Below are 12,137 nucleotides of genomic sequence, written 5' to 3' on the forward strand. Positions count from 1 at the left end.
CAGGGGTGACAGCCCGGTCAGCGGCCGACCGCGTCGGCGGGTTCCGTGAACCTGTCCGGCCGGACGTCGGTGTAAGTGCGGATCGGCACGGAGAGGGTTACCGAGCCGGCGTCGCGGAACTCGAAGGTGACCGGGACGCTGAAGCCGCTGCGCAGGGCCCCACGGAGCCCGGTCAGCTCCAGGTGGAGGCCGCTCACCTCGCGGAGGGCCGCGACCCCGCCGGCGGGCACGGGCACCTCCAGGCGCGGTTCCGCCTCCTGGTCGCCGTCCCGGAGGACGACCGCCTCGGCGACCTCGGCCGAGGCCCCGGTGAGTTCATCGTCGGCCTCGCCGCCGTTCGCGATCGTCAGCAGGAGAGCGGCGCCGTCCCCGGCGATGTGCAGGCTGCCGCGGGTCCCGGGGGACGCGACGGACACGCCGAGCAGCCGGAGGTCTCCTACCCGCCCGTCGACGCTGTCGAGCCCGATCCTGGCCCGGTCGAGGTTCGGCGGGTCGGCGCGCGCCGACGTGCAGCCGGCCAGCACCAGCAGGGTGAGCAGGGCCGCCACGGCGACTCCGGTGCGGTTCATGTCAGCTCCTCCGGGGCTCAGGTGGTGATGAAGCCGGTCCACAAGCCGACGACGCCGGTGATGCCGGCGGCCACGATCACGGCGCAGAGCACCATCTCGGTGGGGCTGAACAGCCGGCGGCTGTGCTCGCTGCGCGCCTTGACGTACAGTAGGGTGGCCGGGGCGAGAATCACCGTGGCCAGCAGCAGGAACTTCAGGCCGGCGGCCTCGAAGAGGAACAGCGTGTAGGCGGTGGCGATCCCCGCGATGATCGCCTCCTTCCGACGCGTCCTGGCGGTCACGTCCTCGTAGCCCTCCCCCGTGAGGCCGAGCTTCAGCGCGTACGCGGCGGTCAGGAAGTAGGGGATCAGCGCCAAACAGGTGGACAGATCGAGCATGAAGTTCAGCGCATCGGTCAGGACCAGCGTCGCGGCGAGGAGGCCCTGGACCGCCAGCGAGCTGACGACGAGTGCCGTGATCGGCGTGGCCTTGTCGTTCTCCCTACCCAGGAAGGCCGGGAGGTCCTCATTGCGGGCCGGGATGTACATCACCTCGGCCGCCATCAAGCTCCAGGCGAGGTAGGCGCCGAGGACGGAGACGATGACGGCCGCGCTGATGAACCAGCGGCCCCAGTCGCCGACGACGGACTCGAAGAGGCCGATCATCGACGGCTGGCGGGTCGCGGCAATCTCCGGCTGCGGCATCACCCCGTAGCTCGACAGCGTCACCAGGGCGAAGATCGACAGCACGCTCAGGAAGCCCAGGACGGTCGCCCTGCCGACGTCTTGGCGCCGCTTGGCGTAGCGCGAGTAGACGCTGGCGCCCTCGATGCCGATGAAGACGAACGTCGTGATGATCATGGTGTTGCGGATCTGCTCGTCGAGCGAGCCCAGGTCGCCGTAGCCGGTGGCGATCCAGTTGTCGGCGAAGACGCCGGCGTCGAACGCCACGAACAGCACGACGATGAAGGTGAGGATCGGCAGAATCTTGAACACCGTCACGATGCGGTTGACGATGGCGGCGTCACGAACGCCCCGCGCGATCAGGTAGTGGAAGAGCCAGACACCGACCGTGCCGAGCGCCACCGCGAGGACCGTGTCGCCGTCACCGAACACTGGGAAGAACGCGCCGATGGTCGCCGTGATGAAGATCCAGTAGAAGGCGTTGCCGGAGACCGTGCTGGCCCAGAAGCCGATCGCCGAGTTGAACCCGACGTAGTCGCCGAACCCGGCCTTGGCGTAGATGAAGACCCCGGAGTCCAGCTGGGGCTTGCGGATCGCGAGGTTCTGGAACACGAAGGCGAGCATCAGCATGCCCGTCCCCGCGATCGTCCAGGCGATCAGCGATCCGAGGACGCCGGTTGCCACGCCGAAGCGCGCCGGCAGCGAGAAGACGCCCGCGCCGACCATGCTGCCGACCACCATCGCGGTGAGGGTGGGCAGCGACATCTTTCCCGGCGTCGCGACCGGGGCGTCGGCAACCGCGCCGGCAGCCCGTGGGGCCGTGTCGACCATCGCAGTCACTCCTGTCCTGGGGCTCGGCCGAGCGCCACCGGCTCGACCTTTTCGATCTTGAAGCCGACGACTCCGTACAGAACGCATAGCGCCGCGATCGCGGCGCATCCCACCAGAGCCACCTGAAGTGGTCCGTCCAGCGCGTCGAAACCGAACAGCACGAGGGAACTTGCAATCAGGACCGCCAGGGCGACGAGGTCCAGCAGAGCATCGACGAGCAACGTCGGCCGTCGCGCCGTCAGGACATCTCGCTCTTCCATGGCGTCCCTCTCAATCGGGCAGCCGAGGCCCCGGACGCCAGGCTCGGTGACGGACTCACCGACTGGTCTGACCGGAGCTCTCCTCAGTAGCAGCCGGACGGTGCCCGGCTCGACGAGCGATCGGCTCAGACGTCGACGGGGTCGCGGATGATCGGGCAGGTCATGCAGTGCCCGCCGCCACGACCCCGGCCCAACTCCGCGCCGACGATTGTGATCACTTCGATGCCGGCCTTGCGCAGCACGGTGTTGGTGTAGGTGTTGCGGTCGTAGGCGAAGACCACCCCTGGGGCGACGGCGACGACGTTGTTGCCGCTGTCCCACTGCTGGCGCTCGTTGGCGTACTCGTCACCCCCGGTCTCCAGCACCCGCAGCTCGGACAGACCCAGCGCGTCGGCGACGACGTCGGGAAAGGTCCGCTTCTCCTCGGTGACCTCGACCGGTTCCTTGTCGCCGGGCCGGAGGCTGAAGGTATGGATGCCGTCGACGATCTCCCGGTAGGCGGTGGCGACGTCACGGTCGGCGAAGGTGAACACCGTGTCCAGGTGCATGGCGGCCCGCATCTTGGGCATGCCGGCGACGATCACTCGGGTGGCGGCGCCGTGCTCGAACAGCGCTGCAGCGAGCTGGGTGATGGCCTGCCGGGAAGTGCGCTCGCTCATGCCGATGGCCACCGCGCCGTTGCCGATCGGCATGACGTCGCCGCCCTCGATGGTGGCCAGGCCCCAGTCCCGCTCGGGATCGCCCCACCACACCGTGGCGCCGGCGAAGTCGGGGTGGAAGGTGTAGATGGCCTTGTAGAGCAGCGTCTCGTCGTGCCGGGCCGGCCAGTACAGCGGGTTGAGCGTGAGCCCGCCGTAGATCCAGCAGGTGGTGTCGCGGGTGTAGAGGGTGTTCGGCAACGGCGGCATCAGGTACTCGCGGACGCCGAGCTGCTCCCGGGCGAGCGCCAGGTACCCGGACCGGAAGTCGGCGGGCAGGTCGACCGTGGCCAGCCCACCGATGAGGAGCTCTGCCAGCCGGCGGTCGTCCAGGGACTCGAGGAATGCCCGCGTCCCGTCGACGAGCCCGAGGCCGACCTCGTTGGCCGTGACCTTGCGGTCCAGCAGCCACGCCTTCGCCCCGGGGATGGCCATCGTCTCGGTCAGCAGGTCGTGCAACTCCACGACCTCGACACCGCGACTGCGCAGCTTGGCGACGAAGTCGAAGTGGTCCCGGCGGGCATTGTCGACCCAAAGGACGTCGTCGAACAGCAGGTCGTCGCAGTTGCGTGGTGTGAGTCGGGAATGGGCCAGACCCGGTGCGCAGACTAGGACCTTGCGAAGCACGCCGACCTCGGAGTGCACGCCGTAGGCGGCGACCGGCACGTCTGCGCCCGTCCTGGGAATAGTCGTATCGGTCATCGTCCGCGCGCTCCTCGCTTGAGAGAGGACCGGTGGCCACCGGACCAAGGCGGGACGAGGTGCCCCCACGGGAGGAGAGCTAGTTCGACGAGTCGCTCGACAGCCGCGGCTGTCGGAGGTAGATCGCCCTCAATAGGCTCGGACGCGCCGGCCGCCTTCGGTATTAGCGGGAGATGAGGCGTGGGGTTGACCAGCCGTATTCGGCACGCACGCGTGGTGGCAAGCGTCTGTGCGCAGACGGAAACCCGCAGCCCTTCATCATCGCAGAACGAGATCGCGGAGCCGTCCACCGCGACGGTTGAATTGCCTGTGAGAGGCAGTACAGCCAGTGCATCAAACAGCCAACTGGCGCGACGGCGGTCGAGATCGCCAATGGGTCCGACCCACCCCGCGAGTGCATCCACCCACAAGACGCGGTGATCAAAGGTCTCGGCGGTGGGCGGCTGAGCAGTAACCAGACGCATGAACTTGCCTCCGGGTGCCGGAGGCCTAAGCCCTATCCGGGCGCTCCCGCACACAATGTATGTGCTGAACGGCCCGATGCTCGACCGATTTCACGGTAGAGCGGCAACCCCCGACGCGCAACTGGACGCGGCCAGCAGGTACCTGCCGCAACGCGTCCGATGATCAAGGCAGGACCGCGAGGGCAACCCCATACGTGCGATGACGTCGTGAACGCCAGCCCGCGACCGTGGACAGGATCACGACAGTGCCCGTGTGGCGGATCGACGGCAATCGCCTCCGCCTACACGCCACGCCACGCCATCAGCCATCAGTGGCGTCCGGTGAGCAAGGTCCCCTCACGTATGTCATCGGTTCCCATGCTCAGCCGCTGCCCGTAGGGGACGGCCGTCCTTCTCATTCATCACACGGTGAACCGCCCCGGGGCGGGACAGGCAGCGGGAATGCGGCTGCGGCGATCCAGCGGCAAGAGCCTCAACGACGACCTTGCCGAGGGGGGGCCACAGGCGGACACCCCTCCCAGGGGCTCCCACCGAGGCCTTCCACCGAACCGTCAGCAGCTCGCCATCCAACCCGTCACTCGCCCCCTACCCGACCGATCGACCAGCACTGGAGATCTCCCCTCCCAATCAAGATCACGAGCCGACACACCTCATGCACTTGCGGTCCTGGAACTCGTGGTGACGAGTTACTGCAGGGTCGTCTGCCGACTCTGTGCCATGGGAACCATCGGAACCCCCGAGCACCGGGCCCGCCGCCGAGCTCGTGAGCAGCAACGGCGGCAACACGTCGCCCAGGCACCGACCGTGTCCGCCGATGCAGAACAGACCGGCGCTTCGGCGGAAGGGCGCGAACGGCGCACCGCCGCGACGACCTGCGGATGGTGTGCTGGGCCGATCACGCCGCGCGGCCGGGGGCCGATCCCCAAGTGGTGCTCGGCCACCTGCCGACACCGAGCCTGGGAGCAGACCCGCGCGGCGGCCTCCGGCCGATCCGCGGTGCAGGTGGTCGAACGGCGGGTGCAAGTCGGCGTCCCCCTGGAGCCGACCCGGCGGGACTGGCCGGCACTGCTCGGCGAGCTGACCCGGCAGTTGGACGACGGCCGCATTTACGACCGTGACCTGCCCGGCCTCAGTCGGTCACTACAGCCCGTACTGGAGGCCTACCGCTGGCGGGCCGGCCGGACCGGCGCCCCCGACGTGCGCTGAGCCGCGAACCTCCAGTTTTTCTCCAGTAGTAGCAGAAGACGACTGCGCCGGAGCACGTGCCCTGGAGAGCCGGTGCACCGAACCGCGGACCGATCGCACCGGCGTCGTCCGAGGTCGACGACGCACACAGACGTCATCCCATCTCCTGCTCGCTCAGCGAACCGCCCGAACCCAGCGCAGTTCTCGTCACAACGGATTCGCTCGGCCTGGATGCACCAGGTGTGTCGGCTCGTGATCTGGCTGCGCGGCTCGGGCGGACGGGATAGGGGGAGGCAGCAGCACGGGCCTAGCAGAAGCGCTGCTCGGCCGGCGACCGTGGCGAGCGGCGCGGCCGGGAAAGCGAGCCAGCCTGCGGCACTGCAGTCCCATCCAGACGCCTGCACGGCCGCGTCCGTGGAGCCGGCCGCAGGCGAGGAGCCGAGCGGCCGGTGCGAAGCGCCCCGGGATAGCCGGTGCGCGAGCACGACCTGCACACGGTCTGGAGCGCCGATGCAGCTCTGCTCTTGCGACGCCCGGCCTGGGCGCTGTCGACAGACCTGCTCCGCGAGTTCGTCCGGACGCTTGGCGACCGGGGCGTCCGATGCCCGGCCACCGCAGCCCCCCGCAGGCGCGACGCCGTGCTGGCAAATAGCAGCCCATGGCGCCACGACCCCGCCCGAGCAGGCGCCGGTTCATGCCTTGGACGGGGTGACGCCCACCGCCCTCCGGGGTGACACCGGGCGGTCACCTGCGTTCTGCCATGTCACCCCGGGCCGTCCCGCTGTCGCGGCCGGCCTAGCGGCCGCACGGAGGCCGCGGCCCCTGGCACACGAAGAAAACCGGAGAAAATCAGGAGATTGCCGCGGCAGTGTCACCAATCGGCCGAAAATGGCGCCTTCTCCAGGTGGGTTGCCGCGCCGAATGCCGGCGCACGAGGCCAGCCGACGAGGAGGGCGACATGGGCCACGCGCAGCGACCTCGGGAGCCGGCGCCCAGCGAGCCGCTGCTGCTCACCCCCGAGGAGGCCGCTGAGCTGCTCCGCGTCGGCCGCACCACGATCTACACCCTCATGAAGGCCGGCGACCTGCGCCCGGTGCACATCGGACGCAGTTGCCGCCTCCCCCGGGCTGAGCTCGAGCGCTACGTCCGAGGGCTCGAGGCTCCCGCGCCGAGCGCGCCGGCTCACCCGCGCCGGCACCGGCGAACCAGCACGAGTCAGCGCGGCTTGTTCGAGCTCACCTCCGACCCGGTGGAACGAGCCTGACCTGTGGATTCCCAGCACCACAGGTCAGCGCGCACCACGACACTCGACGCCGAGTCTGAACCAGCGACGCAGGGAGCGACCGATGACGGACGCCAAGGAACCAGACAGCACGCCCGCGCGGCGTCGACGAACGTTGGAGCAGAGGAAGCGTGCCAGCGGCGAGTCCTCCATCTACCAGGACGAGGACGGCCGATGGCACGGCTTTGTCTCCATGGGGAAGAAGGAGAACGGCCGGCGCGACCGACGCCACGCCTCCGGCGCCAAGCGCGCCGACGTGGTGTCCAAGGTCCGTGCCCTCGAGGCCAAGCGGGACGCTGGGATGGTGGACGCGGCCGGCCGCGCACCCACGGTCGGTGAGTGGCTGGACCACTGGCTGGACAACATCGCGGCGCGGAAGGTCCGCGCGCGGACTCTAGAGAGCTACCGCAGCACCGTGCGGCTGCACCTGCGCCCGGGCATCGGGCACCACCGGCTGGACCGGCTGCAGCCAGAGCACCTGGAGCGTCTCTATGCCGCGCTCAGCGACAAGGGCCTGGGCCCGGCCTCGATCCTGCGCGCCCATCGGGTCCTGTCCCGCGCCCTGCGTATCGCCTCTCAGCGCGGCAAGGTCGCGCGCAACGTTGCCACCCTCGTCGATCCGCCTGCGGTCAGGCGACCCGAAACCGCCCTGCCGCTGACCGCGCCGGAGGTCAAGCAGGTCATGGCCGCCGCGCTGACCCACCGCAACGCGGCCCGGTGGACCGTGGCGCTGGCCGTCGGGTTGCGTCAGTCCGAAGCCCTCGCGCTGCGATGGAGCGACGTGGACCTGGACAACGGCACGCTGAGCGTCCGACGCGGACTGCACCGGGTCAGCGGGCGGGGGCTGATCTATGAGGAACCGAAGGCCGACCGCAGCCGCCGCAACCTGGCGCTGCCCACACCACTCGTGCAGGCGTTGAGGGCGCACCGGGCGGCCCAACTCGAGGAGCGGATCGCCGCCGGCTCGTTGTGGGAGGACCACGACCTTGTCTTCGGGCAGCCCAACGGCCGGCCAATCGAACGCAAATCGGACTGGCGAGCCTGGAAAGCCCTCCTCCAGGAGGCGGGCGTGCGCGAGGTCCGCCTGCACGACGGGCGGCACACGGCGGCGACCCTGCTGCTGTCCGAGGGCGTGCATCCGCGGGTCGTCATGGAGGTGCTTGGCCACGCACAGATGCGCACGACGACGGACACCTACAGCCACGTCATGCCGGCCCTCGGCCGGGACGCCGCGGACCGCATGGGCCAGGCGCTGTGGGACTGACGTGGTGCACTGCGTGTGCTCCGGTGGTTGCCACGCTGGCTTAGCGGCGGCGCTTCGCCTTGCCGATAAGCGCATCAGACTCGCGAATCAGGCATCTCGAGTGGGCGAGTTGGCGGCTCGACGGTCGTAGAGGGCGTTTTCGACTTGCGCCCCCGCGGCAACCCGGCACAGCGCGCGCTCACCCGACAAGGTTGGCCAAGTCCAATTCGATGTCTTGACCATCCACCGTCACGACGATGCGTGGATGGTCGCCAGCGGCCGTCAAGTACTGCGTCAGCGTGGATAGGAGCATGTCGTGCTGACGCTCCAGGCGACTGATGACCGTCTGGGCCACCCCCATCTGCGTAGCCAGTGCGACCTGCGTCAGATCGGCGGCCTTCCGGATCTCTGCGAGACCTGCTGCGTGGACTCGGTCAGTATCGACCATCTCGGCCCGGACCTGTGCGGAGCGCTCCGCCACACCGGGGATGGAACGGGCCCGCGCCATCTTCTCCGCAGCGCGCTCGGCCCCGACGAACGTGGCCTGTTCACTCATCACTGTCTCCCTCGGTACGGGTGCGAAGCAGGTAGCTCTCGATAGCGGCGTCGGCCCGCGGCCCAACGCTGTCGTAGAAGACATCGCCCATGCGGGCCTTGTCGGCGCCGAACAACACCAGGACGACCTCGCCGGGGCGATCGGGCGGAAACCAGACGATCAAGCGGATCGCGGTACCAGGGCTGAAGGGATGGGCCACCCGCCAGACCTGGTGGCGGCGCGACTGGTGAACCCGGCGCAGCGTCGGCGTGTCCGCATCCGGTACAGCTGTGAGTTCCTGCAGGACGCCGAGCTCGGCGTCGACGAGTGCGAGCTGCTCGAACGAACGTCGATCACCACCTTCGGCGCGCTCGATCAACTGGTCGTACCAGCGATCGAATTCGCCGGTCCAGTCGATCAACACGACATGAATATAACACAGGAGTACTAGTACTCCAGCATACTCAGCGGGCGCCCTGGACCCTCGCAGCCGACAAGCCGGCTAATGACGGCCGCCGTCTCACCCCACGACCGGGTTCCCTCCCGCGCGAGGTGGGCGGGCCGAGCGCCGGGTGCGCACGGCGGACCGGGTGGGACGCGCTGTCCGCCTGACCCTGGCACCGCATCTGCACCGGTGGCCACCACGCTGGCACCAAACACGACTCAGGCCGCCCCTCCGGAGGAGGAACGGCCTGGTCATCGGGGTGGAGCTGAGGGGACTCGAACCCCTGACCCCCACACTGCCAGTGTGGTGCGCTACCAGCTGCGCCACAGCCCCGATCCTGGCCCGGTCTGGTGCGTCCGAGCCGGGACAAACTGTACAGGAGGCGATCCGCACCCCTGCGCAGGGGTGGCCCGGGCGGGTCAGACCTCGACACCCCTGGCCGCCAGCCACGGCACCGGGTCGACCTTCTTCCCGTCAAGCCCGCCCTGGTGCACCTCGAAGTGCAGGTGCGGCCCGGTCGACTGCCCCCGGTTGCCGAGCAGGGCGATCGTCTCCCCCGCCTCCACGTACTGGCCCGGCTTCACCAGGATCTTGTCCATGTGGCCGTAGACGGTGACGTCGCCGTTCTCGTGGAGGATGTAGACGGCCAGGCCGAAGCCGCTGGCCGAGCCCGCCCGCAGCACGACGCCGTCCATCGCGGCGTACTCCGGCGTCCGCATGGGCGCGGCCAGGTCGATGCCGTAGTGGAAGGTGCCCCAGCGGCCGCCGTAGCCGCTGGTGAAGCGGGCGCCCGCCACCGGGAGGACGGCCTTGGGCCGTGCGGCCTCCGCCGCCGCGGCCGCCGCAGCGGCCTCCCGCTCGTCGCGGGCGGCACGGGAGGCGGCGACCTCCTGGAGGCGGGCCTGCGCCTCGGCGACGGTGATCGACGCCTGCGGCAGCATCTCGACGTCCTCGTCCGCCGCGAGCAGCGCGTCCTGCGCGGCCACGACGGAGGTGGCGTCGGCCGAGGCCGCGGGGGCGCCGGGCAGGCTCAGCAGGGACGCGGCGACACCGCCGGCGAGCAGCGCGCCGAGGAGGAGCGCCGGACGACGCCGCTCGTGCGGGACGGGGGCGCGCCGGGCACCCCGGGCACCGCGCCGCCCGGTAGCCGGGGCCGTGGCCTCGAGCAGCGCCGTGCCGAGCTTCGCGTCCATGCACCGTCCGTCTCGCGTGTCCCCGCGGCCCCCATCGGACCGCGCACATCGAAACATTCCGTGACCCGTTCGTGACCAGGCGTCCGGCGCGTCTCGCGAGACACGCCGAGGTGAGGTGCACCACAGGCCCCACGCGCCACAGGAGTGACTTGCACCGATGGGATTTGGAGTCCCGCCCGGGCATCGGTGATCATGGACACCCGACGGTCGCCGGCCTGCGGGTTTGCGGAGCGCACGGCTCGGGCACACCGGTTCTCCGGCGTGAAACATCCCGCGCCGCTCGGCGCATCACGTGTCTGCAACGTGACGCCGGACGTCATTGCGCGGCGCCCAGCGCACCCGTGTACTGCTGGTCCACCCGTACCCGGAACGGGTCGGATCGGATCCGCCGTGCGCCAGGAAACAAGAAGGAGGGATGCGATGACGCAGGCAGAGCTCCTGCCCCTCCCGGCAACGGCCGGACCCGCCGCAACCGTTCTTCCCCCCGGAGTCGCACCCACGGCTCCGCAGGCCGCCCCCGCCCCCAACGTGGTCGCGGCGGCCGAGGTCCTCCCCCTGAGCGACGCCACGCTGCCGCACCACGGCGGGCAGCTCGAGGTCCCGACGTACGACCGGTCCGCGCTCACTCCCGCGGTCGTGCACTTCAGCGTCGGCGGCTTCCACCGCGCTCACCAGCTCCTGTACTTCGACGAGCTCGCCGAGCGGCGCATCAGCACCGACTGGGGCGTCGTCGGGGTCGGGCTGCGCAGCCGCACGATGAAGGACGCCCTGGCGCCGCAGGACCACCTCTACACGGTCGTCGAGCGGAGCCCGGACGGCGAGCGGGCCCGCGTCGTGGGCGTCATGGTCGGCTACCACTTCGCCCCGGACGACCCCACCGCGGTCCTGGACCTGCTCACCGACGCCCGCACCCGCATGGTGTCGCTGACCATCACCGACAGCGGCTACCGCCTGGACGCCCGCACCGGCCTCTTCGACTCCGACGACCCCGACATCCGGTGGGACGTCCGCGAGCCGTCCCGGCCGCGCACGGTCTTCGGGTTCATCGTCGAGGCCCTCGACCGCCGTCGCCGGGCCGGGATCCCCCCGTTCTCGGTGGTCTCCTGCGACAACATGCACCGCAACGGGCAGGCCGCCCGGGCCGCCGTCGTCGGCTTCGCCCGCCTGCGCGACGAGGTGCTCGCCCGCTGGATCTCCGACCGCGTCGCCTTCCCGAGCAGCATGGTCGACCGGATCACGCCGCACACCTCGCCCGAGGAGCGCGAGGCCGTGGCCCAGCGCTACGGCGTCGACGACCGGTGGCCGGTGATCACCGAGCCGTTCTCGCAGTGGGTCATCGAGGACACCTTCTGCGACGGCCGCCCGCCGCTGGACGAGGTCGGCGTGCGGTTCGTGCCCGACGTCGGGCGCTACGAGCTGATGAAGACGCGGCTGCTGAACGCCAGCCACTGCGCCCTGGGCTACCTGGGCTCGCTGGCCGGCCACACCAGCCTCGACCAGGTCATGGCCGACCCGGTGTTCGCCGCCTACGTCACGCGACTCATGGACGTCGAGGTGACGCCGCTGCTGCCGCCGCCGGGCGGCATCGACCTCGCCGACTACAAGCGCTCGCTCCTGCAGCGCTTCGCGAACCCGGCGATCGCCGACGGCCTGGCCCGCCTGTGCCGCCGCGGCTCGACCAAGCTGCCGCACCACCTGCTGCCCTCGCTGCGCCAGGCGCTCGAGGAGGACCGGCCGCACGAGCTGCTCACCCTCGCCGTCGCCGGGTGGGTGCGGTACCTGCGCGGCACGGACGACGCCGGCCGGCCGCTCCCGCTCGAGGACGCGCTCGGCGACCGGCTGCGGGCCCTGGCCCGCAGCGGCGGCACCGACCCCCGGCCCCTGCTGGGCGAGACGTCCGTCTTCGGTGACCTGGGGGACCTCCCCGGCTTCGCCGACGAGCTCGAGCAGGCCCTCGTGGCCCTCGAGCGGGACGGCGCCCGGGCCACCGTCGCCACGCGTTCCCTGCTCCCGACAGCACTTCCGCGGTGAGCGCCACCCCGCCCACCCGACCGACCCCGAAGGGAGC

At 70.5% G+C, this 12,137-nt stretch carries 11 protein-coding genes and 1 tRNA gene; 4 read left to right on the forward strand and 8 right to left on the reverse strand.

Annotated elements, in window-relative coordinates:
* Positions 1 to 17 precede the first annotated feature (17 nt).
* The 4 genes from E4P43_RS04180 to arcA form a co-directional block, all read right to left on the reverse strand.
* A complete protein-coding gene (locus tag E4P43_RS04180) occupies positions 18 to 569 on the reverse strand; it encodes a copper chaperone PCu(A)C (protein ID WP_091382400.1) in 552 nt (183 codons plus the stop codon).
* Between the two features lie 17 nt (positions 570 to 586).
* Positions 587 to 2,062, reverse strand: coding sequence for a basic amino acid/polyamine antiporter (locus E4P43_RS04185; protein WP_199589202.1), 1,476 nt, complete (start codon positions 2,060 to 2,062; stop codon positions 587 to 589).
* Positions 2,063 to 2,067: 5 nt separating this feature from the next.
* On the reverse strand, positions 2,068 to 2,322 hold the full coding sequence (locus E4P43_RS04190) for a hypothetical protein (protein ID WP_091382398.1): 255 nt from the start codon (positions 2,320 to 2,322) through the stop codon (positions 2,068 to 2,070).
* A gap of 125 nt (positions 2,323 to 2,447) precedes the next feature.
* Entirely contained in the window at positions 2,448 to 3,686 is a 1,239-nt protein-coding gene (gene arcA / locus E4P43_RS04195) for an arginine deiminase (RefSeq protein ID WP_199589204.1), read from the reverse strand.
* Between the two features lie 1,217 nt (positions 3,687 to 4,903).
* On the opposite strand from arcA, the gene E4P43_RS20410 reads away from it, so the two are divergent.
* The 3 genes from E4P43_RS20410 to E4P43_RS04215 all read left to right on the forward strand — a co-directional run bounded on the left by E4P43_RS20410 (position 4,904) and on the right by E4P43_RS04215 (position 7,917).
* On the forward strand, positions 4,904 to 5,392 hold the full coding sequence (locus tag E4P43_RS20410; RefSeq protein WP_245158928.1) for a hypothetical protein: 489 nt from the start codon (positions 4,904 to 4,906) through the stop codon (positions 5,390 to 5,392).
* Between the two features lie 937 nt (positions 5,393 to 6,329).
* The gene (locus tag E4P43_RS04210; protein ID WP_091382393.1) at positions 6,330 to 6,635 is read left to right on the forward strand and encodes a helix-turn-helix domain-containing protein; all 306 of its coding nucleotides are present in this window, start codon (positions 6,330 to 6,332) and stop codon (positions 6,633 to 6,635) included.
* Between the two features lie 82 nt (positions 6,636 to 6,717).
* Positions 6,718 to 7,917: a tyrosine-type recombinase/integrase gene (locus tag E4P43_RS04215; RefSeq protein WP_135144171.1), complete on the forward strand. Its 1,200-nt coding sequence runs from the start codon at positions 6,718 to 6,720 to the stop codon at positions 7,915 to 7,917.
* 178 nt (positions 7,918 to 8,095) lie between these two features.
* Here the strand turns inward: E4P43_RS04215 and E4P43_RS04220 are convergent, their stop codons facing one another.
* From E4P43_RS04220 to E4P43_RS04235, 4 genes are all read right to left on the reverse strand, one after another.
* Positions 8,096 to 8,452: a helix-turn-helix transcriptional regulator gene (locus E4P43_RS04220; protein WP_167759060.1), complete on the reverse strand. Its 357-nt coding sequence runs from the start codon at positions 8,450 to 8,452 to the stop codon at positions 8,096 to 8,098.
* Positions 8,445 to 8,855 (reverse strand): hypothetical protein, encoded by a 411-nt coding sequence (locus E4P43_RS04225; RefSeq protein WP_135144172.1) that lies wholly within the window; start codon positions 8,853 to 8,855, stop codon positions 8,445 to 8,447. The genes E4P43_RS04220 and E4P43_RS04225 overlap by 8 nt, the downstream gene beginning before the upstream one ends.
* A 281-nt stretch (positions 8,856 to 9,136) precedes the next feature.
* Positions 9,137 to 9,209, reverse strand: a tRNA-Ala gene (locus E4P43_RS04230).
* An 86-nt stretch (positions 9,210 to 9,295) separates the two neighbouring features.
* The gene (locus E4P43_RS04235) at positions 9,296 to 10,069 is read right to left on the reverse strand and encodes a M23 family metallopeptidase (RefSeq protein WP_135144173.1); all 774 of its coding nucleotides are present in this window, start codon (positions 10,067 to 10,069) and stop codon (positions 9,296 to 9,298) included.
* 420 nt (positions 10,070 to 10,489) lie between these two features.
* On the opposite strand from E4P43_RS04235, the gene E4P43_RS04240 reads away from it, so the two are divergent.
* Positions 10,490 to 12,100, forward strand: a complete 1,611-nt coding sequence (locus E4P43_RS04240) for a mannitol dehydrogenase family protein (protein ID WP_135144174.1) — start codon at positions 10,490 to 10,492, stop codon at positions 12,098 to 12,100.
* Positions 12,101 to 12,137: the final 37 nt, after the last annotated feature.

Source organism: Blastococcus sp. TF02A-35, assembly GCF_004571075.1.
Classification (GTDB): Bacteria; Actinomycetota; Actinomycetes; order Mycobacteriales; family Geodermatophilaceae; genus Blastococcus.